This window comes from Paenibacillus baimaensis, assembly GCF_025567575.1.
On sequence record NZ_JAOQIO010000038.1, the window covers coordinates 140,209 to 166,319 of the forward strand.

The 26,111-nt window shown below is 43.7% G+C and carries 23 protein-coding genes; 17 read left to right on the top strand and 6 right to left on the bottom strand.

Annotation, left to right across the window (positions count from 1 at the left end):
• The first annotated feature begins 107 nt into the window (after nt 1-107).
• The 4 genes from OB236_RS13745 to OB236_RS13760 all read left to right on the top strand — a co-directional run bounded on the left by OB236_RS13745 (nt 108) and on the right by OB236_RS13760 (nt 6,133).
• On the top strand, nt 108-1,073 hold the full coding sequence (locus OB236_RS13745) for an ABC transporter permease (RefSeq protein ID WP_408638464.1): 966 nt from the start codon (nt 108-110) through the stop codon (nt 1,071-1,073).
• 9 nt (nt 1,074-1,082) lie between these two features.
• Complete coding sequence (locus OB236_RS13750; protein ID WP_408638465.1) at nt 1,083-1,961, top strand: carbohydrate ABC transporter permease; 879 nt, start codon at nt 1,083-1,085, stop codon at nt 1,959-1,961.
• Nucleotides 1,962-2,020: 59 nt separating this feature from the next.
• A complete protein-coding gene (locus OB236_RS13755; RefSeq protein WP_262684503.1) occupies nt 2,021-3,646 on the top strand; it encodes a type 2 periplasmic-binding domain-containing protein in 1,626 nt (541 codons plus the stop codon).
• 204 nt (nt 3,647-3,850) lie between these two features.
• A complete protein-coding gene (locus OB236_RS13760; protein WP_262684504.1) occupies nt 3,851-6,133 on the top strand; it encodes an S-layer homology domain-containing protein in 2,283 nt (760 codons plus the stop codon).
• Between the two features lie 7 nt (nt 6,134-6,140).
• Here the strand turns inward: OB236_RS13760 and OB236_RS13765 are convergent, their stop codons facing one another.
• Together OB236_RS13765 and OB236_RS13770 are read right to left on the bottom strand one after the other, a co-directional pair.
• Nucleotides 6,141-7,316 carry an anti-sigma factor gene (locus OB236_RS13765; RefSeq protein ID WP_262684505.1) on the bottom strand — a complete coding sequence of 392 codons (1,176 nt, stop codon included), beginning with the start codon at nt 7,314-7,316 and terminating at the stop codon, nt 6,141-6,143.
• Complete coding sequence (locus tag OB236_RS13770) at nt 7,316-7,813, bottom strand: sigma-70 family RNA polymerase sigma factor (protein ID WP_262684506.1); 498 nt, start codon at nt 7,811-7,813, stop codon at nt 7,316-7,318. The genes OB236_RS13765 and OB236_RS13770 overlap by 1 nt, the downstream gene beginning before the upstream one ends.
• A gap of 337 nt (nt 7,814-8,150) precedes the next feature.
• Here OB236_RS13770 and OB236_RS13775 point away from each other — a divergent pair, with 337 nt between their 5' ends.
• The 6 genes from OB236_RS13775 to OB236_RS13800 all read left to right on the top strand — a co-directional run bounded on the left by OB236_RS13775 (nt 8,151) and on the right by OB236_RS13800 (nt 15,900).
• Nucleotides 8,151-9,002 carry an alpha/beta fold hydrolase gene (locus OB236_RS13775; protein ID WP_262684507.1) on the top strand — a complete coding sequence of 284 codons (852 nt, stop codon included), beginning with the start codon at nt 8,151-8,153 and terminating at the stop codon, nt 9,000-9,002.
• 266 nt (nt 9,003-9,268) lie between these two features.
• Nucleotides 9,269-10,591, top strand: a complete 1,323-nt coding sequence (locus OB236_RS13780) for a response regulator (RefSeq protein WP_262684508.1) — start codon at nt 9,269-9,271, stop codon at nt 10,589-10,591.
• Nucleotides 10,592-10,702: 111 nt separating this feature from the next.
• Nucleotides 10,703-12,091 (top strand): ABC transporter substrate-binding protein, encoded by a 1,389-nt coding sequence (locus tag OB236_RS13785; protein ID WP_262684509.1) that lies wholly within the window; start codon nt 10,703-10,705, stop codon nt 12,089-12,091.
• 105 nt (nt 12,092-12,196) lie between these two features.
• Entirely contained in the window at nt 12,197-13,108 is a 912-nt protein-coding gene (locus OB236_RS13790; protein WP_262684510.1) for a carbohydrate ABC transporter permease, read from the top strand.
• The gene (locus OB236_RS13795) at nt 13,105-13,986 is read left to right on the top strand and encodes a carbohydrate ABC transporter permease (RefSeq protein WP_076237151.1); all 882 of its coding nucleotides are present in this window, start codon (nt 13,105-13,107) and stop codon (nt 13,984-13,986) included. Before OB236_RS13790 ends, OB236_RS13795 begins: the two co-directional genes overlap by 4 nt.
• Nucleotides 13,987-14,133: 147 nt before the next feature.
• Nucleotides 14,134-15,900 (top strand): sensor histidine kinase, encoded by a 1,767-nt coding sequence (locus OB236_RS13800; RefSeq protein ID WP_262684511.1) that lies wholly within the window; start codon nt 14,134-14,136, stop codon nt 15,898-15,900.
• A gap of 73 nt (nt 15,901-15,973) precedes the next feature.
• On the opposite strand, the gene OB236_RS13805 is transcribed toward OB236_RS13800, so the two are convergent.
• Nucleotides 15,974-16,783: an MBL fold metallo-hydrolase gene (locus tag OB236_RS13805; protein WP_262684512.1), complete on the bottom strand. Its 810-nt coding sequence runs from the start codon at nt 16,781-16,783 to the stop codon at nt 15,974-15,976.
• A gap of 77 nt (nt 16,784-16,860) precedes the next feature.
• On the opposite strand from OB236_RS13805, the gene OB236_RS13810 reads away from it, so the two are divergent.
• Nucleotides 16,861-17,247 carry a hypothetical protein gene (locus OB236_RS13810; protein WP_262684513.1) on the top strand — a complete coding sequence of 129 codons (387 nt, stop codon included), beginning with the start codon at nt 16,861-16,863 and terminating at the stop codon, nt 17,245-17,247.
• Between the two features lie 205 nt (nt 17,248-17,452).
• Nucleotides 17,453-17,584 (top strand): DUF1835 domain-containing protein, encoded by a 132-nt coding sequence (locus OB236_RS13815; protein WP_262684514.1) that lies wholly within the window; start codon nt 17,453-17,455, stop codon nt 17,582-17,584.
• A gap of 1,043 nt (nt 17,585-18,627) precedes the next feature.
• Here OB236_RS13815 and OB236_RS13820 read toward each other — a convergent pair.
• Nucleotides 18,628-18,984: a hypothetical protein gene (locus OB236_RS13820; protein WP_076237160.1), complete on the bottom strand. Its 357-nt coding sequence runs from the start codon at nt 18,982-18,984 to the stop codon at nt 18,628-18,630.
• 175 nt (nt 18,985-19,159) lie between these two features.
• Here OB236_RS13820 and OB236_RS13825 point away from each other — a divergent pair, with 175 nt between their 5' ends.
• The 3 genes from OB236_RS13825 (at nt 19,160) to OB236_RS13835 (ending at nt 22,092) form a co-directional block, all read left to right on the top strand.
• The gene (locus tag OB236_RS13825) at nt 19,160-19,513 is read left to right on the top strand and encodes a DNA adenine methylase (RefSeq protein ID WP_317259347.1); all 354 of its coding nucleotides are present in this window, start codon (nt 19,160-19,162) and stop codon (nt 19,511-19,513) included.
• A 67-nt stretch (nt 19,514-19,580) separates the two neighbouring features.
• Entirely contained in the window at nt 19,581-19,871 is a 291-nt protein-coding gene (locus tag OB236_RS13830; protein WP_262684515.1) for a hypothetical protein, read from the top strand.
• A 1,318-nt stretch (nt 19,872-21,189) separates the two neighbouring features.
• Nucleotides 21,190-22,092 (top strand): tol-pal system YbgF family protein, encoded by a 903-nt coding sequence (locus tag OB236_RS13835; protein WP_262684516.1) that lies wholly within the window; start codon nt 21,190-21,192, stop codon nt 22,090-22,092.
• Between the two features lie 153 nt (nt 22,093-22,245).
• Here OB236_RS13835 and OB236_RS13840 read toward each other — a convergent pair whose 3' ends face one another.
• The gene (locus OB236_RS13840; protein ID WP_262684517.1) at nt 22,246-22,749 is read right to left on the bottom strand and encodes a stress protein; all 504 of its coding nucleotides are present in this window, start codon (nt 22,747-22,749) and stop codon (nt 22,246-22,248) included.
• Nucleotides 22,750-22,969: 220 nt separating this feature from the next.
• Between OB236_RS13840 and OB236_RS13845 the strand changes: the two genes are divergently transcribed.
• Nucleotides 22,970-23,587, top strand: a complete 618-nt coding sequence (locus OB236_RS13845) for a phospholipase D-like domain-containing protein (RefSeq protein WP_262684518.1) — start codon at nt 22,970-22,972, stop codon at nt 23,585-23,587.
• A 73-nt stretch (nt 23,588-23,660) separates the two neighbouring features.
• Here the strand turns inward: OB236_RS13845 and OB236_RS13850 are convergent, their stop codons facing one another.
• Nucleotides 23,661-24,548 (bottom strand): helix-turn-helix transcriptional regulator, encoded by an 888-nt coding sequence (locus OB236_RS13850; RefSeq protein ID WP_262684519.1) that lies wholly within the window; start codon nt 24,546-24,548, stop codon nt 23,661-23,663.
• Nucleotides 24,549-24,733: 185 nt separating this feature from the next.
• Between OB236_RS13850 and OB236_RS13855 the strand changes: the two genes are divergently transcribed.
• Complete coding sequence (locus OB236_RS13855) at nt 24,734-25,756, top strand: glycoside hydrolase family protein (protein WP_262684520.1); 1,023 nt, start codon at nt 24,734-24,736, stop codon at nt 25,754-25,756.
• The last annotated feature ends 355 nt before the right edge of the window (nt 25,757-26,111 follow it).

Sequence of the window (26,111 nt, forward strand, 5' to 3'; positions counted from 1 at the left end):
ATTCTGGCAGGGCAGCGGGCTGTGTCATAATTGATTATAGCCTGTTACAAAAACGGCATGATATGTTGTAGATGCGGACGCAGCAATAAACTTCGGAGGGGTCGATCATGAATCATGTTAATGGGAATGCCGTAGCTGTAGCTTCTATGAACCATACAGCCAGAAAAAAGAGTGTTTTCCGTAAGAAATTATTTAAAGAAAGATGGCTGTATCTCATGCTGGTGCCTGGCATCTTGTATTTTCTCACATTTAAGTATGCACCCATGTTTGGATTGGTCATGGCTTTTCAAAATTATCAGCCTTTTTTAGGTTTTTTCAAAAGTGAATGGGTTGGTTTTCAACATTTTCAACGTTTTTTTACCGATCCGGCATTCTGGATGTTATTTAAGAATACCATTACGCTGGGTTTATTAAACATCGTTTTCTTTTTTCCTTTGCCTATCATCTTAGCTTTAATGCTTAACGAGCTGAGGTGGATAAGTTACAGGCGTGTCGTTCAAACGTTGGTATACATTCCCCATTTTGTTTCCTGGGTTGTGGTATCGTCACTGACCTATACCATTTTCACCACAGAAGGAGGGCTTGCAAACGAGCTGCTGGTATCCATGGGGTTTGATAAAATCAATCCTTTGATGACCTTGACAGGATTCCGTCCGATGATTGTACTTCAATTCATCTGGAAGGAAACGGGATGGGGAACCATCATCTTCCTGGCGGCTATCGCCAGTGTCAATCCTGAGCTCTATAAAGCGGCCGAAGTGGATGGGGCAGGGAGATGGCGAAAGCTATGGCATATTACGCTCCCATCCATACGCAGCACTATCGTGATTTTATTAATATTAAGGCTTGGAACCTTCTTGGATACGGGGTTCGAGCAGCTGCTGCTTATGATCAATACGATGAACCGGGAACTGGGAGAAGTATTCGATACCTATGTATACCAGATGGGGATTGTGGGTGGCCAGTTCAGCTATACGGCAGCGGTTGGACTTTTCAAATCCGTTGCGGCGCTGCTGTTGATTGTCATATCCAATACCATTGCCAAATGGTTTGGAGAGGAAGGTATTTATTAGGTTAGGGGCGTGAAAGTATTGCGCAGTCAAAGCAGATATGGGAGTCATGCATTTGATATACTGAATATTGTTGTCCTTGGACTTGTCTCTTTATTAACGGTTTTGCCTTTTATTCATATCGTTGTGGCATCGTTTACACTACCGGAAATTTTGGCGAAAAGTGATTTTGTGCTTTTTCCAAGCCGATTGTCGCTGGAAGGGTATGCGTATGTTTTTTCTACAAATGTGGTGATCAGAAGCTTAGTTGTGTCGACTTTTATAACCATTGTAGGAACCTATTTTAGTGTGATCATGGCTGTTTTAATGGCTTATCCGCTGGCCCACAAAGGATTGACTGGCAGAAAATTGCTGATGCTTATGGTTATTTTCACTATCATGTTTAATGGGGGTCTTGTTCCTACCTATATCATCGTGCAAAAGCTGCATTTATTAAATACGTATATGTCGTTAATTTTACCGGGAGCAATTAGTGTGTTCAGCCTTGTTATATTCAAGAGTTACTTTCAGGAGCTGCCAGCGGAGCTTGAAGAATCTGCCAAATTAGACGGTTATAATGATTTGATGATTTTGTTTAAAATTATTTTGCCTTCCTCCAAACCATTGCTGGCGACTTTTACGGTCATGTTTGGCGTCACATATTGGAATACATGGTTTAATGCCGTCATTTATTTGAATGATCCGAAAATGTGGCCAGTTCAATTAGTATTAAGGCAAGTGATGAGTTCATCCTCCCAGATTGGGGATATGGTGGAGAGTGCATCACTCATCCAGCCCAAAACGATTCAGATGTGTGTGATTACGATAGCAACCTTTCCGATCCTATGTGCGTATCCGTTTTTGCAAAAATACTTTTCGCAGGGGATGCTGCTCGGCTCGGTTAAAGGATAGCTATGAGCAAGGCATCGCTTATAAGCTTTATCACATGAACTTAAACGGGGGAAGAATCCATGAACGTTAATAATCGGTTGACAACATCAGCCATAGTTTCTTCAGTTATATTGTCCCTGCTTGCGGGCTGCAGTACAGGGAACACGGGCACAGCCACAAATACGACTCCAACTGCCACAACTCCAGGCACTACTCCTGCGGAGACGGCCAAGCAAACACCAACCAAGTTCAGCATGATGCTGCCTTTGTATAATACAGAAGCTCCAGCTGCGGACAGCCCCTTAATTAAAAAGGTTGAGGAATTCGCCAATGTCAAGCTGGATTTGAATTTCGTTCCTTCTGCTAATTATAACGATAGGGTGAATATATCCATTGCATCCAATGAACTGCCGCAGGCTATAACCATACTGGATATGAAGTCGCCTACCTTCGTTAACGCAGTCCGCTCAGGGATGTTCTGGGATGTTACAAGCTATCTGAAGTCAATGCCGACATTTGCCAAAAATTATGATCCTAAACTGATCGCGAATGCACTAACCGACGGTAAAAATTATGGGCTTCCTCGAGGCCGGCCTATGGCCCGCAACGCCATTATCTTGCGTAAAGATTGGCTCGCCAAGGTAGGCTTACAGAAGCCTACCAATATTGATGAACTATACAATGTAATTAAAGCATTCGCGACCAAAGATCCCGACGGAAACGGCAAGGATGATACCGCGGGTCTGCTGATGGGAGTTGACGGCAGTGGGAACATAGCTGGGTACGCTTTTGATGTCATCGTTTGTATGTTTGGAGGAGGCAACAACTGGGAACTTAAGGATGGGAAAGTAGTGCCGACCTTTATGTCTGAGCCTTACATGAATGCATTGAAGTGGGTTAAAAAGCTGTATGACGAGAAGCTATTGAATCAGGATTTCGCAATCGTGAAAGGTTCGGAACAAGTATTTGAGTTAATTGATAAAGAGCGCGGAGGGATGTACATTAACAACTTCTCCGATGCAGCGGACAGGCAGGATAATCTGGTCAAGCTGGTTCAGCAGCGGAACCCCGCTTTGGCTGGCAAGAGCATTGCCGATGCCAAAATGGATTTGATCGATACGGCTTATTTGATCAAATCCACGGATGGTACTGTAAGGAGTCCGGCACAGCCAGGATTTAATGGGGTGCTCGCATTTCCGAAGACTAGCGTAAAAACAGAGGCTGAACTAAAAGCCATTTTGACCGCTTTTGATAAATTGGATACACCCGAAGGACAGGCATTAATTAAATGGGGGATCGAAGGAACCCATTATACGAATCAAAACGGGGTTCCTACAGTGGTAGGAAACACGGCGTTGGTCTCCAAGGAAGTCAATACGGTCTGGCAAATGTTTTTGACCAATCAGGTCGTGGACAGATCCTCTATTCAAGGTAAATCATCGCCAATGACTGAGAAAATATTGAAAGAACAGGAAGACAACCTGAAGAACATCGTTGTGGATGTATCCGTTCCACTCTTATCGGCGACAGTATCCACCAATGGCACGGAGTTGACCAAAATTATTAATACGGCCAGAATTAAATACATCACTGGTGTTATTGATGATGAAGGCTGGAAGCAAGCCATCGATCAATGGAGAAAGACTGGCGGAGATAAAGTCATTCAGGAGTATACGGAAGCAAGAGCAAAGCTGGACGGAAAGTAACCAAACCCATTTTAATTTTAAAAAAGAAGAATGACCATTTCACAGTGGTTAATTCTTCTTTTTTCTTGATATTACTGCCCATTATGAAAATCCATAGGGGACTTCCTGCATATGTATATACTGCTTTTTTACTACTTTTGTAGAATATACTTGCACAATCAAATATGCTACTGTAGAAATGTCTGAGGAGAGGGTGGGTCCATAATGTTGAAGCAAGGATGGCATATTCAAAGGAGAATGGTACTCGGTATAACCGTATTATCTTGCTTATTCGGCACATTAGAATCTCAGGTTCACGCTATACCGATTTCCAACCTGACGACCCCCGTTATTGACAATTTCCCCCGGATCCTACCTGATCTGCTCATCCTTCCAAATACAAATCTGGGAAATGTCAGCTTAATGTGGGATTATCCAGCTGCGGACCTTATTGATCCTAAAGGTTCACCGGTAGTGGCAGCGGACGGTACAGTCTATTTGGGATATAACCAGTTTGTGTTTACGGGCTTTGTCGGTATGGTATCCGCCGTCACACGCGAAGGTAAGAGTAAATGGAATAACTTGACCTCAGATCAACTTCTGGTTTCTCCCACAATAGGTCCGGACGGCACCCTTTACATGGGAGTTGGCAGCGTTAAGTATAATGAAGGTAAATTTATTGCAATGAACCCTGATGGAACGCTAAAATGGTCGGCTTCCATAGGTCTCGTGGATGCCAAGCCCGTGTTTGGATCGGATGGCACCATATACGTGGCTGCCAAGGATGGAACGCTGTATGCACTTCATTCAAACGACGGAACTGTGCAATGGTCATCCAAGGTTGGGTTCAAGTCGACCGCTTACATGGCCATAGGCAAGGACGGCACGATCTTTTTGGGTAATGAGAGCAACGTTTTATTTGCGGTTAAGCCCAATGGCAGTATCAAATGGACGTACCAAGCTGGAGGAGTAGTCAATACCGTTCCTGTACTGGGAGCGGACGGCACCATCTATGTCAGTGCTGCTGACAGCAAGCTGTATGCGATCAGTCCGAGCGGAACGAAACAATCGGAGTACACTTTTGGAGGGAATCCATTTTCTCCTGTGATTGGCTCGGACGGTACGATCTATACCGGGGCCACGGATCAAACCGTGTATGCACTACAGCCAAATTTGACACTTAAATGGAAAACCGTTTTCAACAAAGCCATAACGCCGACCGTCATCGGTCCGAATGGATCCATTCATTTGCTAACGGCTAGTGGTATGGTTCATGCCTTGAATCCTTCCGACGGCAGCACACAATGGAGGTATGGCATCAGCACCCCCGACATGGCTCTCGCTCCGACTATTGGAGAGGACGGTACCGTGTATGCAAGTGGAATGAAAGAGGCAAAATTGAACCTGTACGCTTTGCGGGTCAAAGTCAATGGGATAACCTTGAATAAGACTCAAGCAACGCTGCAGACGGGCGCAAGTGAAAGCTTATCGGCTGCGCTGTCCCCGAACAATGCACCTAATAAGAAAGTCATATGGAGCAGCAGCAAGAATGGAGTAGCTTCCGTGGACAACGAAGGCAATGTAACGGCTGTCTCGTCCGGTACGGCAACGATAACTGCACGGACAGAGGACGGAGGACTAGCTGCCACATGCGAGGTTACTGTAACCAATCCTGCAGGAACAATCGAGGTGCAAAGCGTTAGTATCCAGCCTGCCGAGTTGTCCGTCAAGGTGGGGCACAACGGGAAGCTCAAGGGAAGCGTGCTGCCAGGCAGCGCATCCAATCAAGGGCTGCTTTGGAGCAGCAGCAATCCTGGCATCGCTCAGGTAAACGACTCAGGTCAGGTGACGGGGATTGCACCCGGAAGGGCAAGCATTACCGCGAAGACGGTTGACGGAGGTTTTACAGCTGCGAGTCAGATTACCGTACTGCAGGGAACGATGACGGCGCCGGGCTCGGATGCATTCACCGACATCGAGGGACACTGGGCGAGTGAGGAGATTGCGCGGGCTTATGAACTCCATATAACGAACGGCTATCCGGACTTTACGTTTCGGCCGAATGGCAGCATCACCCGGGCTGAATTCGTAGTCATGCTGATGAACGGATTAAAGCCAGAGCTGCAGCCATCTGAATTGGGATTTGTTGACAGTGACGAGATAGGCATATGGGCGCAGACATCTACCTCTCAGGCTGTACAGCTTGGTATCGTTAGCGGTTATCCGGACGGTACGTTCCGACCAGAGGCCAATATTACGCATGCCGAGATGGCTGCTATGGTATTCAAGGCTTTGGGAATTCCGCTATCAGCCGTTACGACAACAAGCTATTCGGATGACAGCGACATTCCTGAATGGGCCAGAGGCGCAGTGTCTACTGTAGAGAAGACGGGCATTATTATCGTGGGTGGCAAAACCACCGGTCTGTTCGCCCCAATAGATCTCTCTACCCGCGCAGAAGCGGCAGCTTGGATCGTAAAGATGATGGATATCAAAAATAAAAAGTAAATCATTGTCACCGATTATTCCAATTCCACAAACGGACTTCGCCCACACGGATGCTGGACACCCACTGCTCCTCTTTAAGCTTTAACAGTTCTTTGGTAGGTCCGGTCACAACCACTCCGTAAAGCTTCACTCCGTTAGCCTCCAAATAAGTAATGGTTGGCTCGAGTGGAAGCCATGGGGCAAGGCGATTGGTAATCGTTGCATACTTTTGCAGCAGATGCAGAGTGTCCAGGAAATTTTTGTCTCGCACCGATCCGTCTCCATAAGTTTGGATGCCTGGTGAGATAGAACTTTCCATGACAGTCTTGCCGAACCAGCCTCGCTTTTCTTCAGAACGGCTTGTCACCTGCATGTCTTCAGCATGCCAAAGCGGATATGCGGGAAAGCCGACCGGATTCATCACCAATTCTGCGACACCGAGCTTTCTCTCTTGGCCCGTGTAGGCGGCAAACCAAACAGGTGTCATATTTTTTCCATTAAATTTCTGTAGAAGCTCATCGGTTGTATACCTCTTATCCAATGACACAAAAGCTTCGGTAACCGTACCCTCAGGAAGCTTCTCAAGTGTTGCCCAGTCCTGATTATTGCTAGCCGCATCTGACCCGGAAAGTAGAAACAGACTGGTGTTGGAGTTATTTCTTTCAGAATGCCATGTGGTTTGCTCCCCCATAGGCCAGCCCAACACAAACTTTAGTTGGAAATCTCCGACAGAAACCTCTGAATCGCCAATTTTCTTTTTCATATTACCTTTGTAATCCATAGTGAAATAGGCGTTTGAATTGCTGCCTCCACTTACGGTGAGGTTAGGGCGGGTGAGGGCAATCGCAGATGAAACAACATCCTGGTATATACTTGACCGCTTGCCCAATCCATAAAAAAGTCCAGTCAATATCGCACTGATGAGGGTAAACGTGATCAAGATTCCAATAGCAGTCAAGGCGGTTTGAATTCTTGCCCGCCACTTACTTCTGCGCAGCAGGGATGCTTCTTTGATTGGTGTGGAAGCCTTATAGGCACTACCATCTACCAGTGGATGACGATCTTCATCATTCCCCATAAGCTCACCAAGATAAGCCTGGTAGGCTTCCATCTTTTCAAGCTCAAGCTCGAACTGCTCCTTGTCATTGCCCGTTAATTTACCGTCCGCATAGTCTTGTAATTGACGCTTGAAATCATCACTCATCATGAACCCTGCCTTTCATTGTGTTGTCTGACGACTTGTCTTGCGCGGTACAAAAGTATTTTAAAATGAGATAACCGGATTTCCATAATTTCTGCGGCTTCGCGGTACGATAGCTCATGAAAATCGTGCAGCAGTATAGCTTGCTTTTGATTGACCGGTAATGTGGATATGGCATCTCCAATGTGCCCCCATAGCTCTTTCTTCAACAGCAGCTCATCAGGAGTTTGAGTATCAGATAGCTGCATGAAAAACTCTGTCTCTGTGGGTATACTTCGCTGTTCTTTGCGATAATAATCCACGAAAACGTTGTAAGCGACCCTGAATAACCACGGCTTAATTTTATCATCCTTACAGTTGTCCAGATACAAATAAGCTCGGTAAAAGGTTTCCTGCACCAAATCTTCCGCGGCATGATGATCTCGGCAGAGGGAGATTAAGTACCGATAGACGTCCTTTACATACGATTGATACATGCTGTCGAGCGTGTGTCGCTTCATGCCTTCCCCCCTCAACCTATACACGTTTGAATTGGGTAAAGGTTACAAATTAATTGATAGGATTCCTTGCTTGGAATCTAAATGATATCCTACAGAGGGTTGTTCGTGCTAGTCAGCAAACCATAACCAGCAGAATTATGGTATAATGGATGCGGGTTACTAACCCTATTTCTAATATGAATCCAGGGAGTGCTTATCGTGATTATCAAATTCATTCGTTTACGTTAAATTGAAGTACAGTTTATCTAGACTCATCTATTTTTTTGTAAATGTGCTGAGGTTTATTTAAGTGTACATTTTTTCATGTAAACACATTCGAATGAAACGAGGAATCAATATGAGCGAACAACTAATTAGAGTAAACGGAATCGATATATGTGCGGAAAGCTTTGGGGATTCTCACAATCCAGCGGTTTTACTGATCATGGGTGCCATGTGTTCCATGGTGTATTGGGATGATGAATTTTGCCAACAATTGGCGGAGACAGGTCGGTACGTGATTCGATATGACAACCGGGATGTTGGGCGTTCCACGGTGTATGCTCCTGGAAGTTCAAATTATACGGTCGCTGATATGGCCGAAGATGCTATCGGGTTGCTTGACGCATACCATATTGAACAAGCACACCTTGTCGGGATGTCGTTAGGCGGTATGATTGCTCAGGTTATGGCAGTACGCTATCCTCACAAGGTGCAAACCTTGACATTGATCGCATCGAGTATTTTCGAATCTGATAATAAGCGGGAGTTACCTCCAATGGATGAGCGGATACTTGCTTATCATGCTAATGGTGCCAGTTTGGACTGGTCAGATGAAGATACGGTTGCAAATTATTTGGTTGCAGGTTCAAGCTTGCTGTGTGGTCCCAAACATAAATTCGATGAAAAGAGAGCTTACAAGCAGGTCAGAAAAGAAATAAAACGAGCAAGTAACCTGCTCAGCATGTTTAATCATGCACTGCTTCAAGACGATGCTTCTTTTGACGGGAAGCTACAAAGCATCCAAGCACCTGCACTGGTTATCCATGGTACAGCAGATACAGTGCTTCCACTGGAGCATGGTCTGGCTCTAGCCGATGAACTTCCCCATGCATCGCTGCTTTCCCTCGAGGGGACGGGTCACGAAATTCACTCTGACGATTGGGAACGCATAATTAACGCCATTAAGAACCATACTCGGGTCGTGTAAGCTTGACGGATCTCAATAGCTAAATAACAATACATTCCCAGAAGGACTGCTATCGGTTCAACCGAATAAGCAGCCCTTCTTTTTTGATTTCATTTATACCATTTAAAGGGAATTATCTGCGTATATATAACACAATTATCGTAATCAAACACCTGTCAAATTCGGGTGGACTGCCATACAATGAGTGTACAGTTATGGGATAAATGTAAAATAATGAAGGATTCCATCCGAGCTATCAAGAACTTAATAAGTATAGGGGTGAGGGTATGTATAATATTTTGATCGTGGATGATGAACCGATGATTTGTAAGGGCATCGCTGCTATTCTTACTCAGTCGAAGCTGAATATTTCTGAGGTTTTTATTGCATATAACGGATTTGAAGCGCTGGACTTTATTCACTTGGAGAAAATCGATCTGGTATTCACAGATATTCAAATGGAGAAGATGAATGGTATCGAGCTGATTGAAAACCTTTTTATGGAGGATCCTTCTCTTCCAGTTGTCATTCTATCCGCTCATGGGGAGTTTGAGTATGCCCAGAAAGCGATCCGATTTGGAGCAAAGGAATATTTGGTTAAGCCGATTACACCGGATCATTTGGTTTCGGTTGTTGGCACACTACTGAGTGAGAAAGAAAGTAAATCCCATCATTGGGTGAACTGGGAAGGGCAGCTGGCGTTGCCTGAGTATTCCAATCTGGAACAGAACTATTACTTGAATGAACTTGTAACAGGTTCGATCCACGAATCCGATGTAGCCTCCATTGTGGAGAAGCTTGGAAGCCGTGTGAGCGGCAAATATTTTAGCATGCTCATGATCAAGCTGTCTTTGGATCGGGGCGGTATCCATGATGAAGAAATAATTGCAATGAAGGACAGGAGCTTGCTGAAATACGCTTCATTGAACATTATTGATGAGACGGTGAATCAGTGGAACCATTTTGTTTTTAATAATCACAATTCAACCTTCTCGCTGCTGCTGCAAGTAACCGAAGAAGAGAATCGCGATTTGCTGCGCATGAATCAATTGCTCATGGTTGCCCAGATGATTCATAACAATTTACATAAATACGTTAACGTTAAATGCCATATCGGTATCAGTCGCATCCGTGAAGGTGTGACACAATGGCCAGTCATTTATAAAGAGGCACTGGAAAGCTTGAATTGGAGCGACACCAACAAAGGGCATTATATGTCCTACATTGGGGATATCGATAGTGTCATGAACGATCAATCCTTAACCCATACGCAAATTGATGAGGTGAATCATCGCGTCGTGCTTGAAACAAAAGCCTACATAGAGAGCCATTTCTGTAATAAAGGACTCAAGCTTCAGGTTATTGCCGACAGCGTGCATTTAAGTCCGAACTATTTGAGCTATTTGTTTAAAAAGGTAATGGGGGTTAACATCTGGGATTATGTGACGAAGCTGAGAATGGAAGAAGGCCGGCGCCTGATTCTTATGACAGATAAACGGAGATATGAGATATCTGAAGAAATCGGCTACGAGTCACCCGAGCATTTTAGCAAAATTTTCAAAAAGCATTTCGGGATCAACATATCAGAGTTAAAAAGCACGGGTCAGTAACATGCGACATGATTAGCGTAAGACTGCACATCGTAGTGAGATAACGTTCCCTTTATAATCATAAGTGTAGACAACAAACCTTAATGAAATGATTTGAAAGGGGAACCACACATGAAAGATAAGAAAGGGTATGCATTCAGTGCATTTGCACTTACGGCTCTGCTAGCAGGTTGTAGTACGAACAATATGACAGCATCTACAACTCCGAAGGAAACAGCGGCGGCGAATAAAGTAACCATTACAGCGCAAGGGTTCAAACCGGATCAAAAGGAAAAGAACGACCAGCTCGATCAACGTATTAATCGTTTCAAGGCCAAATTCCCGAATGTGGATTTTAAAAAAGACGACTGGCAGTATAATCCGCTTGAAATCGGGGTGAAAATGGCATCGAACAGTGCACCAACAGAATATACGACGTATGCCACAGAAGGTAAAGTGCTGGTTAATAAAAAGTGGGTCGCTGATATGACAGATTCGATGAATAGCTGGGATCATGCCAAGGATATGAACGATTTGCTGTCCAAACCATTTGTCATTAATGGTAAAACGTACGGCGTACCCGTTGATGGATATGTCATGACGATTACTTTAAACAAAAAGCTGTTCAAGGAAAAAGGCGTTGAGCTGCCTCCCATCGATTGGACCTGGGACGATCTGCTAGATGCGGCTCGTAAAATCAGTGATCCTGCCAAAGGGATTGCAGGCTTCATTCCTATGGGTAAAGGGCCGGAAGCAGGCTGGAACTGGACGAATTTCCTCTACGCAGCTGGCGGAGACGTGCAAAAGCTGGACAATGGCAAGGTTGTTGGCCAATTTAATTCCGAGGCGGGTCTGAAAGCGCTGGAGTTCTATAAAAAGCTGAAGGATGAAAATCTCATTCCTCAGAACTGGGCACTTGGTTATGGTGACGCTTTAAATGCGTTCTCTCAAGGACGCGGCGCGATGGTCATGTGTGGAAGCGGTAACGCTGCTGATACAGCGATTAATGAAGGCGGTATCAGCAAGGATGATCTGGTCGTGTATCCGATTCCATCACTGACTAAAGGTGGCAAGCATACGGGTGTTCTGGGCGGGAACTACCGCGTCATTAACCCTAAAGCCGACAAGCAAACCCAACAAACGGCGTTCAAATGGATCACAGATGAATACTTCACAGATGAATTCCTCGGCTCCACTCAAAAAGAAATCGAGGATCGAAAAGGCAAAAATCGCGTATACATTCCCCAACCGATCAATTACTGGAATGACTCTTCGGACTTTGGTAAAAAATACGCCAGCTTGCTCGCCAAATACGATAACGTTTTCAAATATGATCCGCAATTGCTCAGCCTGTGGGATGGAAAACCCGAAGCTCAATACGAGGCACAAAAGTTCTATACGGAAATGGCCAACGTCATCCAGAAAATCTTCACCACCAAAAATGTCGATTTGAAGAAAACGTTGGAAGAGACCTCGGATAAATTGCAGACTGAAGTATTTGATAAAGTCAAAGTCGAATAGCAGGCTGCATAATCGGACCTAAACCTCTGTTGGTTTGAGGTCCGATTGTTTGTGGATGGCATAATGCCATATGATCGCTAACCCGATGAATGAGGAGTGTCTGATATGGAAACCGATGTGTTCCCGCGACAAGCTGTGTTGACGTCACAGGCAAGAAAAAAGTTGAATTGGTACCTATGGGGCACCTTATTTGTTCTGCCTGAGCTTATTTTGTTTTTCATATTTCTATGGGTACCCATTTTTAAAGGCATCGTGTACAGCTTTTACAGCATCGACTTTGTGGATGGCAATCAGTTTATTGGCTTGGAGAATTATCTGAACATCGCGCAGGACGATCTATTATTCACCTCCATCAAAAACACACTTTACTATATGGCTCTCGGTATCCTGCTTGGCTTCTGGATTCCACCTCTCGTCGCCATTGCAGTCACCGAATTAAAATACTTTCAGGGAGCGGCTCGAATTATCGGTTATTTGCCAAGCGCCGTTCCCGCTATTGTGCTTTATGGGATGTGGTTATGGTTTTTTGATGCGGTTGGCCCGATTAACAGTCTACTGGAAAGCATAGGGTTCACGAAGGTAGATTTTTTCAGCTCTCAAATGTCGATGATCTCGATTGTGCTACTGGAAACCTGGCAAAGCTTTGGTGCGGCGACTCTGATCTATATTGCCGCGATTGTCAGCATTCCGAAGGATCTGTATGAAGCGGCTGAGATTGACGGCGCCAGCATATGGCGGCGGATCAGGCACATCACATTGCCCAGCATCAAGACACTCATGGTACTGCTGCTGCTCTTACAGCTCATCACGACATCACAGGGCTTTCAGGCCCAATTATCAATGACCGATGGCGGACCCAACAATGCAACGCTGACTTACCTGCTGTGGATTAACCATACCGCATTTCGTGATCTTGATTTTGGCAAGGCAAGCGCGATGGGCAGTCTGATGTTTTTTGTACTCATTCTGTTGTCTATTGTATATAATTTACTGCAGCGCAGAGGTGACAAGGCATGAAACAAGAAGATCGCGGGATTATCTCAAGCTATGACTTTAAAAAGGTGTCCGTTAAGCTCGGCTATTCACTTATGGTGCTGGTTATTGTCTGCATGGCGATTACGATGCTGTATCCGTTCTTTAATACCTTTTTTAGCTCACTCAAAACACGCGAAGAATTTTTCAGCTTTCCGCCGACGTTTTTCCCGAAGGATTGGATCTGGAAAAATTATTATGATGCCTGGACACAATTTGATTTACCCTTGCTGACCTTTCTGAAAAATACGATCTTGATTTATGTCGGCAATATGGTATTTTCGCTGTTGTTTATCGGGTTGGCGGCCTTTGCGCTATCTCATTTGAAGGTTCCTTTCAAGAAATGGGTGACACTGTACTTTTTGGCTACACTGCTGATACCGCCTGCCACCTATATCGTACCTAATTTTCTGAATTTGAAAAGTCTCGGGCTTATTAATACGTATTGGGCATTTTGGCTACCTGCTGCGGTGAATGCGTATTTTATGCTGCTGCTAAAAAACTTCTTTGACGGCATCCACAAAGAAATTCTGGAAGCGGCAAGGATGGATGGGGCCAGTGAATTTAAATCCTTCACAACGATTGCGGTTCCACTTTCCCTGCCGATCATCGGGACCCTGCTGCTGCTCGCTTTCTCCAATACCTGGAACGATTTCTACTGGCCTAATATCGTGATGACGGAAAAAAGCATGTATCCGCTAGCAACCGGTATTTATCGTTATGTCGTATATCCGACCTCAGTCATTCCGTGGAGTGTTCGCTTTGCCATTCTCACTTTGGCCATGCTGCCGCCGATCCTGTTCTTCCTGACATTCCAGAAATTTATTATACGCGGCTTAAGTGCATCAAGTGTAAAAGGTTAGCAGCTCCTCAACTTGAAATAGCACCTTCCAGAAGACATTTTCTGAAGGTGTTTTCTTTTATTTAAAGGAAAAGGTGCGGATGCTCACGAATTTATTGTAAATATATAACATCTAGTATCATGAAACGAGAAAGGGATGCATGAGGCTATGATCAAAATGCTGCGGAATATGAAATTGATGAAGAAGCTCATCATGCTGCTCATCGTATTCGTCGTCATTCCCATTCTGGTTATCGATTTTGTCGTAGCCAAAAAGCTCGAATCCATTACGGAAGAACAGGTCGGCAATGCACTGCTGCAGCTAGTGAGTGGAAGTCATTTGACATTGGATCGGGAAAGCACCGATTTCGAGGAAAAGACCAAGAACATCATGATTTCGCAAGAGATTCAACAGTTGGCCAGCTTGCCTTCCTCATCCGAATATGAAAGACTTGCTATCTTTAATGCATTGGACAAATATTTGAATAATTACTCGACGAATGCGATACGGTACTCGCTGTTTATATCGGATAAGGATAAATCGTATTCTTTTGTCCCCAACCCGGATTTGTTAACGAACGGAATTTTCTACTCCACCGATTTTAATGAATTATCGTGGTTTAAGGACGCTAGCGAAGCCAAAGGAAAAGGGATTATTCGGGTTATCGATAAATTCGGATATAATCCTAACCATACACAGACGGTTGCCTACCTTCGCCAGCTGAACAGCATATACAATGGAGAGATGGTTATCGGTTATTTGGCTGTATCGGGTATTGAAACTCAGCTGCAGATGGATTTTACGCCATTCAGCAAATATACGGATGCTGAGGTCGTACTGCTCGACCATTCTCAATCTGTGCTAGCAAGCAATACGAAACATTACAGCGTCGGAACGAACGTGAGTGTGCCGCCATATAAGCTGGAAGGGGTATACAAAGTAAAAGAGGCGAATCACGAGTTGATGTGCATCCTGCATACAAGTGAATACACGAATACGCAGCTGCTGATGAGAGTGCCTGTGGAGTCGATTATTATCGATCATATCAGTGTGCAGCATTTGGTGAATTGGATTATGATTGTATATTTCCTGATTCTCATTCTCGCTAGTATGTACTTCATTCAATCGATATTGAAACCAATCTCCAGGCTGGCGCGCATCACGAACTCCTATCATCCAGGACAGTCGTTGTCCATCTCCATACAATCGGACAGCCAAAACGAAATCGTACTGCTGAACAATCTGTTCATTCGTATGACGAACCGGCTGAATCAAACGATATATGACAAGTATGAGCTGGAGCTGAAAAATAAAGAGGTAGAGCTGTCCACGCTTCATGCGCAAATCAATCCGCATCTGCTGTATAACACCTTGGAATCGGTTTATTGGCATACATTAATGGAGGGTGCAGCCGAGTCCGCTCAAATGATAAAGGATTTATCGCTGATTATGCGTATTGGCTTGAGTAAAGGGAAGCTGCTCATTCCTATTATGGAGGAAATTCATCATGCGGAGGCTTACTTGAGGCTGCAGCTATTTCGTTACGAGTACTCGTTCCAGGTCTACTGGGACATCGAAGAGGAAACGAAACGCTACCTGGTCCCAAAAGTTGTGCTGCAGCCTATCATTGAAAATGCGATTTTACATGGTATCAAAAATATGAGTCACGATGGTGAGCTAAGGGTTTCTGTCAAAATGGTCGGTGAACGCATCGTCATCAGCATTGAGGACAATGGATACAAGCAAGTAGATATTGAGAAGCTAAATGCGATTCTGCATGATGGAGAGCCCAACAAAGGATATGGCATTATTAATGTGCAGAAGCGCATTCAGCTGCATTTTGGCATCAACTATGGTATACAGTATTCGCTTCGCGAAGATCAGGGCGTCCGTGCAAGGATCGAGATACCTATGGTGCTGGATGGGAGCGGCTGAGAAGTACGATTGAGCTCGATCGCGATCAGCTTGAGATACGTCTAAATCTGTCGATACATAAGATAGTTCCTCTTCACAATTGGACGACTAGCCCATCATACGCTACTTGTATGCCAGCCGGTGTAAAAATTTCCGTCAAGTCCTCATGCAATAAGCCGGCATTATGAGAAAAGTGGGTCACCACAACCTGAGCTCCCGGTTTCAGGACGTTGTTGTCCTCCATCCATATTTTCGTTTCAAGTACTGCTTCGACGTTCATATGATTGTTCCTGTTCAAACTATGGCCTGTTGTACATTCCAAGATAACCAGATCGAGCTGTTTATCCTTCAGCCAATTCCAGGTTTGTTCAGGGAACCATCCACTGTCGTTGCCGTACAGTATCGTTGTACCTTCCTTATCAATATAATAGAGCAGGCAAGTTTCATTTGGATCATGATCCGCCAGTAGAGGAACGATGGTCGCGGTCTGCGTCTTGATGGATTCAAAAGGATCAACCCTATGGAATTTATAGTTGTGGGACAGCCCCTTTAATGCCTGCTGACAGCGTTGGAGGGGTATTTCGTGACCATAGACATGCAGGGGGCTGTTTCCGAACTGTGCGTAGCCTTTAGCGCGAATTCCCATATCTTCTGCATACAAGTGGTCGGAATGGGAGTGTGTGATCAGCAGATCCTGCACGTTGTTCATATCAATTCCGTATTTCAGCGAGTGATACAACGTGTCTGGCGGAAAATCAACCTTCAGTACTTCATCGATCATTACTGATGTTCGTGTCCGAATATTACGTCCCCCTCGTTCACGAGCTTGATGACAAGTGGAGCATTGGCAAAAAAGTGACGGAATCCCTTCATACGCAGCGGTTCCCAGAAAATGCACCTTCATTCGCTTGTTCCTCCTTAGAGTTATTCATTAGAGTAGAGGCTTGCCAAACAGTGAATAGGGGAGGCTGCCTCCCCCTAATGATGATACAGCATACAGTTGTTTTCAAGTCTTATTTTTTGAGCAAGCAAGCCAGGGAAGGCAGTAATCATACGCACACATCGCTTCGACGCAATGAAAGCTTTTTATGGCTCCTTGTTGGGGATGGACATTCTAGAGGATCAACAGCCGCATCTGTCGTTCCAAGCTGGGGAATCGATTCTTTCTTTCCGGGAGAGCTCGCCCACGGAAAATCCGTTTTATCACGTTGCGTCGATAATCTGATTGAGTTCATCGCTCACCATACGCTTGACAATGCGGTAGACGAAGCTTGGTTGCCAGGGTGCTCACTGAAGCGTTTCAGCTTAACCAATGGGGTGGGGACGGGCAGCAATTCGCGCCGCTTGGTGACGTGGAAGGCCTCTTGATTGTTGTAGATCAAGCAGCGGCCCTGGTTCCCGGGTGGACGAACACCAGCCGTGTTCGATACAACAGTTTCTATTAAAGTCACAGATTCAGCCAGCCCTAGGCTTCAGAATGGCCTGTATGAATTAAGATCGACTTGAATAGGGACCTGATCAGTCAGCATCTTACAGCTGATCATTGGGGGGATAGAGAGGTGAGTTCAAGCGAATGAAGCAACATGCAGAAATAAAGGTGCATATTGTGTTTGGAGATTCTGCTGCTGGAAGTTTAAAGCTAGCTATTCAGCAATTGGGATATGCCGACATGAACAAGGTCATTTCATTCCGCGATCACTTTTAAAGTACAGAGAAAAACTGCTACAATTATCGATAAAATACGGTTATGAACACGAGTAATTCACCTCAACAGGATTCATTTTTTCTACTTCTCGCCATTCTAACCGTGTCCCATATTAAATAACCAAACCAACCTGCCACTACACAAATTCCTAATACTGAAAAGAAAACTATAGAAATAACTTTAATCCAAAAATAATCGGGAAGAAACATAAGAACACTACCTTTCTAAACATAACTTACCAAGTATTGTTATTTTTCGGTAGTACTATATTTGCATAGTACCAGTTGAAACATTGTGAGGGAAGCATGAGCCATTGCGTACACGGTAAAACGGAACACGTATACTGCGCTAAGAAAATGAAATCAAATAGCCTCGCACATCTTTTTATGTACGAGGCCAGAGAAGTATCTATTTAATGATTGCGTTGTAGTAATACAAAACCGCTAATATCAGAAGTGTTTTTCCTAAAGACCACTTTAAAACGAATGTCATTGTCAAGTAGGCAGTTATATGCATTGATAAGCAATCGATTAGGTGCCAAATTAGCCTTACATGGTTGAGCGCTTCCAATAACACGCGAAGAAATAATCCTGCGTGCTGAACCGGGTACCAGAGGGTTCCTTGACCAGCTGATAAGGACTAAATCGGGCTGACGAACAGCTTTTACACGAGCCACACAATCATCTCTTTTCTACTTTAGTTTCTCAACATTAAATGCAAAGTAGATATATAATGTGCTGAACGAAAGACGGAACTATGAGGTATTAGCCATGAATGGAGGGGGAACGGGTATGAAGAAGTCCAAAAAAAATTGCGAAATGTCGGACGAGGAAATTCCCGAAAATGTGGAATGGATTCGTAAAGTAGCTTTGGCAGCTTACGGGCTTATCAAGCAAAAATAATTTGGATAGGGCGGTGTACATGGAATGGTATACGTCACAAAGAATATTAGTTTACAACAAAGTTGACTACTTGTTAAAAAAAAGAGACAGCCATTAATCATTGGCTGCTCAGGCATATATTCGCTATTTATCGTTATAAAGTTAGACATCAATGCGTGTAAATTCTCGATGCACGATATGATTAGGGTTCTGATTGAAGGCCGCGTCTCTTCCGAAAGTGCCAACCAGCACGGTGTTATCATCTTCATGATGTACTTTGATTTGAACCTCATACGTAATGACATTAACAGGAATAGTAGTTGTATGAAAAATATTGGAACGTGATGGAACTTTTACAGTAACTTCGTCGATTATTGTTTTTGTACCATCCAAGGCGAAAACTTTAATTTTTGCTGTTACAGTTTTGTTTCGATTGTTGTTTAATACATGGGTAACGGTATCAACTGAACGATTATTGCCTGTGTTTTCAAGTGGACCTGTTGAGTATTTTATAGACATATTTATCACTCCTCTCAATCTTACGTACTAGCAGTAAATGCATTGATAGGATCAAATGAAATGGACAAGCTGCAGGGGACAACAATGGATTTACTAAAAACGCTCACGTAGTGCGGCAGCCGTGTAAAGAATTAATAGTTTATTACCCCTTATACCAAGGAGAGGAGGCAAGGACATGGCAGTCCCAAGGATACTGCATTACCCTAGCATCAAGTGGAATCTATCGGATTGGCTTATCGACATGCCGCAGCATACAACCTATCTCGAACCATTCTTCGGATCCGGCGCAGTACTCTTTAACAAAGTGCCCTCGCAACTCGAAACGGTCAACGATCTTGACGGCGACGTTGTAAATCTCTTCCGAATCATTCGGGAACGTCCAGAAGAGTTGGCAGGAGTGGTTCACTGGACGCCTTACGCCAGAAGGAAAACGACGATGCACACAATCCTGATGCCGATGCGCTTGAACAGGCACGTAGAATGCCGTATGACGTTAGCGTGTACTCTTGGCGGAGGCGCTGGGGAATAACCGTTCCGATCAACCATTATTACACGGGGGGTAGGTGATCGGAATGGGACAATTAAATTGCTTATAGATGCGGGCTGATACTAAACGTTCTTCTACAGCCTGCCTTGTAGCTTCTCTATCGATCTCCCATGGAAATACTGGGATTGATCCGACTATAAGCGAGCAGGAGTCTGCGGATGATTCTGTAGACTTTACCATTGGAATTAACGTGAACAACAAATTCATCTTGTTGAATCCTATTGATTCGCATCTAGAATTTACGGAGCAAGTAAAAGTCATTATCAAAAAATATCAGGAATGGTTGCCAGAACGCGCAGGGATTGAGACTAATGCTTATCAGAAATCGCTCAAGCAATAAACCATTAAGGAGCCTATATTCCTGTTAAGGGACTCAATCAAAATTGTTTTGAAATAGCAAAACCACCTCTGCTGCCGAATGAATATCCTCAATAGGGATGTGATGAAAGGGGCATTACATTCCAAGGTTTTAAAGGCAACTCTATGAAGGGTGGACTGATCTGGCAGGAGAGTGACAGCTTATTTCCTTTCACCTGTATTTATTTGCTGGCGCGAGTTCCCCATGGGCGGTAATGCGTTTATAACATCATCTATGAGTCGTCCAGATCACTCATCCACTGGCTGCAGGTGTGTAGACTGTAACAATGGAAATGATCCGAATCGAAAGATGGCACCGAAGTATCCCGACAGAAGGACGCAATTTGACTAATGGATCAAGCGATATTCAAAGATATTCCGAGCAAATGATAGTTCGAGTGTAAACGATTAAAAAGGAATTGCCTTGGCTCAGCAACTCCTTCATCTTGAATTTTAATTAAATTAGGATAGCTCTGATAATTAGGGCGGTCAGTATGGCTCTCCGTATAATGACTCCTCTAGAGTTCATAAACCGGATGGTGGTATGAGTGCGGCTCTTGGCTACAACTCGTCCATTAAAGACAGTCGTAGTTCCATTCGTGTTTCTAACGACAATACCATAAAACCGATTGAGTAAAAGATTCATATATATCGCCTCACTTTTTGTTTGGTGATATATTCTATTCTTCTTTCTCATAACAGTGAGGGCTAGTTTACTAGGTTAATAGTGAAAAAAATTAGGAATAAAGAAAAACCACCTCATAAGAAAGATGGCTAGAGGAATGGATATTTTTTACACCAATGCAGCTTCAGGAACGATACCCTCTTTTTTAAGAATGGTCGACTTAATGTAGGCTGTTACCAGGGCATCGTAGGTCTCTACATTATTAATTATCTTGCGGAGAAAAAAACAATTATGCAAGTCAAAGTATGTTGTATAAGTTAAATTTTGAGGGGAGAATCAAGGTGCTACTTACAGGAATGATTTTCTTGATAGCTAAGAATGATGGGCAACAAATTAATTTTGATTTAGAGACGTCAGCACCGACTCCATCTGTGTTCTCGATCTCATTTATCGTTCTGGCAACAACATGTATTTCAATTCCAAAAACATAGCAGACGTTGATTATGCAGATATTTCCGAATGATCTCTACCTTTTGTTGGATATTACGATATAATGTTAATAATATCCAACGAGGCATGAGAAGAACAACAGAAGCAAAAATCACAGGAAGTAAAATAGCTAATGATGTCGTAAGAAGAAATCAAAAATGCGCTGGCAAGAGAGAAGGAAGAGCGAATGAACGAAGAACGACAACCTGAAAAAAATGAAATCCCCTATGTTAACAGGTCGTACTATAAGTTATTTTTTGTAATACTTGTTTTTGTTGCAATAATAATCGGCTGTGACAATTCAAGCGAATCCAAGAATTCAAGCGAATTCAAAACAATGAAATCGGATTACGAAAAATTAAAGATTGCCAATGATGAGTTGAATAAAAAAGTTTCGTTACAAATGAAAGAATTAGATGAACTGAAAAACGGTCCCGGAAAAATGATTGCATTAGCACAAGACCAGTACAACGCTCGAAAGTATACAGATGCTAAAAAAACGATTCAGGATTTAACAACAAAATACCCATCGTCACCAGAAGTTGCAAAATCAAAAGAATTGTTAATACTTATCGAAAGTGATCAGGTTAAGCAAAAAGAAGAAGATAAACAAAGAATCGCCTTGGCTACCTCAAAAATGAAGGCGGAAGTTGATGAAGTAGAAAATATAACTTGGCACACTGATACTTCAACAAAGGCATCCGGATCAAGCGTTCACGCTTATGTTGGAAAGCCCGAAAAAGGGAAACTGCAATTGCGTATGGTCTTCCGATTTGAAGGATTAAGTTGGTTGTATGTTCAATCCTACAAAATCAAGACGGATGATAAAACATTCGATTTTGCCGTAGATTACAATAATGTAAAAAGAACAACTAAATCAAGCAAGATTTATGAGACATGGGATAAAGCATTTACTAGAAGAGATCTGGAAATATCACAAAATATAATTTCTTCCCCAAAACCCATTGTGAGATTTACGGGAAAAGACTCATCTTCGGATTATGAAGTAACTGATTCCGAGAAACAGGCATTAAAAAATGTAATTGATGCATTTTTGGCGCTGGGCGGTTCGCTAGATGAAATATATTAGCAAAAAATACAATGGCAATGGGATATGCTGTATAAGGTGATGGGGCAGTGTACAACGCTTACAGCTTCGAAGTTGGCGTTTCTGATTATTCCCAAGTGATAAGTAAGTTCAAAAGCCCTCATCCTTCATCATCGGGATTGAGGGCATATTTGATTATTTGATCAATTTATCCATTACATCTTGATACTTTTTAAATTGATCTTCTTTCATGTCCCCACTCATTTGAATTAAAAATAGCCCTTTTGCATAAGTAAAGGAATACAGCATAGCTGAACTTTTCCCAAGCTCATCGTAATATTTTTTAATATTATCTAAATCAGCTTTATTTTCAAACTGTAACACACGGCCTCCGATGTCTTTTCCTAAGGATGGAACAAGAACGCGCAACCCATTACCTAATTTAGGTGCCATTCCGTAGTCCTTTGCCTCCATTTTAGTAGGCGTTTCAGCTTCAAGGCCTCCATCTTTAAATGCTTGAACAAGGCTCTCTAAAGTAACAGCTTTTATAGGCTCTTCTTTTTTTGCGGGTGCTGTAGCGGGAACGGTAGTTGGTGTAGAAGATGACTGAACATTTGTCTGATTAGGTGCCGAACCACAGCCGGATGCAAACAAGCATAATGCAGCGATTGACGAATATAAAATAAACTGTTTTTTCATGATACGTTTTAAACCCCTTTTTTTGTCTGATATTGTCAGATACAACTATACCAAATATAGGAATAAAGTACCATACCCAGTAAAGTGAACTTTTCCTGACCATAATCTCAACCACGAGGGAATATCAAGAGCCTTTTCCTTTGGGATCGAAGGCATTTTTTGTTTGCATGCAATTACCTGCCATGTGATAATATTGCTATAAACTTCATAGAGGTGAATGATGAAAAAAGTTATCGGACGTATTACGTTAGTGTGTATTATTGTGATAGCAGGCTACTCCGCAGTAAAGGCTTCTGTAAAGTCAGATCTAAGTAAACCGGCTCAAGGGTTAACTCAATCGACCGCAGTAACAACGGGGCAGTCGGTGGGCGAATATTACTTCACTCGTGCTGATCAGCATCCCGATAAAGCGTTGATCGATATCATTAATGCTGCAAGCCAGACATTGGACATAGCCATATATAGCTTGACTCATCCAGATATAGTGGCAGCGATCAAAAGCGCAAAAGATCGAAGCGTAACAGTTCGGATCATCACAGACAAGGTTCAATCCGATGGCAAAGTACAGGGCGAAGCTATGAAAATACTGGGCAGCGCCGGTGTCCCGATGAAGGTTAACAAGCATAGCGGCCTCATGCATCTTAAAATGTCAGTTGTCGATAAGAAGATCGCAACTACGGGATCATTTAACTACTCCAAAGCAGCCAGTACGATGAATGATGAAGTGTTGATGGTCATGCGTAACGATGAGGTAGCCAAATCCTTCACAGAGCAATTTGAACAGATGTGGAATGACACGAAGGGATTTGAAACGATCGAGAAGAAAATTGCCCAATAAGCACATGACTAAAACCCTCTATCTTTAGATTGAGGGCTATTTTTAAATCAATTAATTGAAAGGTCAATGCTGGTTAAGTTATTGAGCGTTCAGAAATGACGGAATAAAAGGAGGCGCGGTACTTCGCCGGTGGTATCCCAAAGTGTTTGCGGAACAGACGAAAAAAATAGTTCATATCAGAGATACCTACACTAGAGCTAATTTCCCGCAAGGATGATTCAGAGTGCTCCAATAGATCTCTGGCCTTCAACATCCGAATTCTGTTCAAATATTGGAGAGGCGTTAAGTCGGTATGCTTCTTCAAACATTTGGACAAGTAATCAATAGAAAAATTTAATTTTTGTGACATCTCCTCAAGGCGGAAAGGTTTGTTTATGTGGTCATTCAGATAGATGATAATGTCGTCGCAGATTTGTTGACTGTGGTGATTATGTGAAGTTTTCGACATTTTCTGAAGCATCATGAGCAATTGTCCAAATAGAGCCTGAAGAGGGAGCATCTGTTCAAGGACGGAGAGGTTGCGAAGTTCTATCATCTCGTCCAGAAGCGACCAAATCTGACTTGTGTTCAGTTCTTTGAATTTAGGGATATACATGAACTGTTCCTGCGGTTCAAGGTCGCGGTATGTGGTGATGGGTAGAACGGAATGCCAACGGATCTCTTCGGGGTGCACGAGTCGGTGAGCAGAATGATGTTGAAAATGCAGGTAATAAATCAACGTATCCTCCCTGCAGGCGATATGGCCATAGTGCAGCTTGCCTGGTTCCAGAACGAGCATCTGATTTTCCCCAATTTCGTAAGGGATCCCGTCTTCATTCATATATAAGGTGCCGTATCGGACGAAAATGATATCGTACAGTGAGAATATGCGTTCATAATGTTGATATGACTTGGGAAACTTGACTTTGCTCACCGTGACCAGGACGGGAAGAGGAGGAATCGACAGCTCCAGACATGACATGGGGACGCAACCTTTCCATTCGTTTATGTAACTTAAGTATAATGGCTGAATGGGGCCCTTGCAACATATCAAAGATTGATTTTGTGCTTAATTTGAATGATTTTCTGAATAGTAATGCATTTGGAGAGAATCTATAATGGAAGGAGAGCATGGCCCTGTCGGGCTGGAATGGAGTGAAAATAGTAATGACCACAAACTTATATGAGCGGTTGCTACCAGCACCGAGAGACGGTGGATTTGAAATGACAGGATATTGGGTTTGGTGCGGCTCGGTAGTCCAGAGCGAGGACGGACGCTTCCATATGTTCGCCTCCCGTTGGCCTAAGCATCTTCCTATGCATCCGGGTTGGCTTGCCCATTCGGAAGTAGTGCGGGCCGTTTCCGACACGCCTGAAGGTCCGTACCAATTTCAAGAGGTCGTATTGCCTGCCAGAGGCGCACAATATTGGGACGGCCGCAGTACTCATAATCCACATATCGTTAAACATGGAAGTAAATATCTCCTGTATTACATGGGAACAACTTATCCTTTCCCCGATGTAGCGCCAGGCGAAAAATACGACTTGGATGATGCTCGTTGTATCGTGGCCAGAGCCAACAAACGGATCGGCTTGGCCACAGCGGATAGTGTAGAAGGACCTTGGGAGAGACTGGACAAGCCAATTCTAGATGTCCGGCCTGATAAGTTCGACAGCTATCTTACATCGAATCCGGCTCCTTGTGTACACGAAGATGGCTCTGTACTGCTCATTTACAAATCCAGAGCTTACAAGGGACATACCTTCAGCGATATGGCTCTTGGGGCAGCATGGGCGGATCATTACACAGGTCCTTACCGTGCTATGAGCGAGGAACCGATTTTCCCGCCTTCGGATATTCACCTTGAAGATCCCTTCGTATGGAAAACCGAAGACGGTTATGAGATGATAGCCAAAGACATGAACGGAAACGTGGGCGGAGAAAAGCACGGAGGTATTCATGCTCATTCCCGGGACGGTATGAATTGGCAGCTTGCCGAAAATCCTAAAGCTTATTCACGGCAAGTCACCTGGGATGACGGAACGACAAGGCGTATGGGCAATTTCGAAAGGCCGTTCCTGCTGTTCCAGAATGGGAAACCGACTCATTTGTTTGCAGCTACGGCAGACGGAGACGGGAATTTTGGTGGTCGGAACACCTGGAACATGGTTATTCCTATTAGAGAATGATAGCGAAGGTGATAAACGCTGACGGAGTGAGAGCTCACTTCGTTAGCGTTTTTTTTGCCTTATTACCAGGAGGGAAGGGTCGTGCGCATTGCTGATCTATTTATTGATTACGTATTAGCTTGGAATCTAACCAAGGACGTACAATCGGCAGGACGTTGGCCGCTTGCATAGCTTGGGTGTGATTAAACCCATCAACAATATGAACATCCCAGCCGAGAGCTTCAATTTCGCTACGCTTGTTAATGAGTGGTCCAACGATATCCACCTGTACGTCGCCCCAACGTTTGCCATACTATATAAGTTGAACTAAAATTGTTCAGGAAGTTGGTTGGTTTCCAAGCGAAGACATAGACGA

Excerpts from the sequence above, each read along its gene's own strand:
- OB236_RS13855 (WP_262684520.1), top strand. The coding sequence starts at position 24,734 with ATGACCACAAACTTATATGAGCGGTTGCTACCAGCACCGAGAGACGGT.
- OB236_RS13785 (WP_262684509.1), top strand. The coding sequence starts at position 10,703 with ATGAAAGATAAGAAAGGGTATGCATTCAGTGCATTTGCACTTACGGCT.
- OB236_RS13825 (WP_317259347.1), top strand. The coding sequence starts at position 19,160 with ATGGCAGTCCCAAGGATACTGCATTACCCTAGCATCAAGTGGAATCTA.
- OB236_RS13765 (WP_262684505.1), bottom strand. The coding sequence starts at position 7,316 with ATGAGTGATGATTTCAAGCGTCAATTACAAGACTATGCGGACGGTAAA.
- OB236_RS13820 (WP_076237160.1), bottom strand. The coding sequence starts at position 18,984 with ATGTCTATAAAATACTCAACAGGTCCACTTGAAAACACAGGCAATAAT.
- OB236_RS13805 (WP_262684512.1), bottom strand. The coding sequence starts at position 16,783 with ATGAAGGTGCATTTTCTGGGAACCGCTGCGTATGAAGGGATTCCGTCA.
- OB236_RS13745 (WP_408638464.1), top strand. The coding sequence starts at position 108 with ATGAATCATGTTAATGGGAATGCCGTAGCTGTAGCTTCTATGAACCAT.
- OB236_RS13850 (WP_262684519.1), bottom strand. The coding sequence starts at position 24,548 with ATGTCATGTCTGGAGCTGTCGATTCCTCCTCTTCCCGTCCTGGTCACG.
- OB236_RS13770 (WP_262684506.1), bottom strand. The coding sequence starts at position 7,813 with ATGAAGCGACACACGCTCGACAGCATGTATCAATCGTATGTAAAGGAC.
- OB236_RS13840 (WP_262684517.1), bottom strand. The coding sequence starts at position 22,749 with ATGAAAAAACAGTTTATTTTATATTCGTCAATCGCTGCATTATGCTTG.
- OB236_RS13755 (WP_262684503.1), top strand. The coding sequence starts at position 2,021 with ATGAACGTTAATAATCGGTTGACAACATCAGCCATAGTTTCTTCAGTT.
- OB236_RS13830 (WP_262684515.1), top strand. The coding sequence starts at position 19,581 with ATGCGGGCTGATACTAAACGTTCTTCTACAGCCTGCCTTGTAGCTTCT.
- OB236_RS13775 (WP_262684507.1), top strand. The coding sequence starts at position 8,151 with ATGAGCGAACAACTAATTAGAGTAAACGGAATCGATATATGTGCGGAA.
- OB236_RS13780 (WP_262684508.1), top strand. The coding sequence starts at position 9,269 with ATGTATAATATTTTGATCGTGGATGATGAACCGATGATTTGTAAGGGC.
- OB236_RS13790 (WP_262684510.1), top strand. The coding sequence starts at position 12,197 with ATGGAAACCGATGTGTTCCCGCGACAAGCTGTGTTGACGTCACAGGCA.
- OB236_RS13845 (WP_262684518.1), top strand. The coding sequence starts at position 22,970 with ATGAAAAAAGTTATCGGACGTATTACGTTAGTGTGTATTATTGTGATA.
- OB236_RS13795 (WP_076237151.1), top strand. The coding sequence starts at position 13,105 with ATGAAACAAGAAGATCGCGGGATTATCTCAAGCTATGACTTTAAAAAG.
- OB236_RS13835 (WP_262684516.1), top strand. The coding sequence starts at position 21,190 with ATGAACGAAGAACGACAACCTGAAAAAAATGAAATCCCCTATGTTAAC.
- OB236_RS13760 (WP_262684504.1), top strand. The coding sequence starts at position 3,851 with ATGTTGAAGCAAGGATGGCATATTCAAAGGAGAATGGTACTCGGTATA.
- OB236_RS13800 (WP_262684511.1), top strand. The coding sequence starts at position 14,134 with ATGATCAAAATGCTGCGGAATATGAAATTGATGAAGAAGCTCATCATG.
- OB236_RS13815 (WP_262684514.1), top strand. The coding sequence starts at position 17,453 with ATGAAGCAACATGCAGAAATAAAGGTGCATATTGTGTTTGGAGATTCT.
- OB236_RS13810 (WP_262684513.1), top strand. The coding sequence starts at position 16,861 with ATGATGATACAGCATACAGTTGTTTTCAAGTCTTATTTTTTGAGCAAG.